Raw genomic sequence first — 222 nt, 5'->3', positions numbered from 1 at the left:
GAACCATTCGAAACAGCACAGCTCTAAAACTTCCATTCAGGCTTGTCCAATACTGGAGCGGTTTTGGAACCATTCGAAACAGCACAGCTCTAAAACTGCTCTATGAACTACTATTTAAACTAGGGAGTTTTGGAACCATTCGAAACAGCACAGCTCTAAAACTAGCTCGTAGAGCAGTCTTGCCCCACTGTTGTTTTGGAACCATTCGAAACAGCACAGCTC

Source organism: Streptococcus sp. HMSC066E07 (assembly GCF_001814695.1).
GTDB lineage: Bacteria > Bacillota > Bacilli > Lactobacillales > Streptococcaceae > Streptococcus > Streptococcus hominis.
This window is presented reverse-complemented; position numbering follows the sequence as displayed.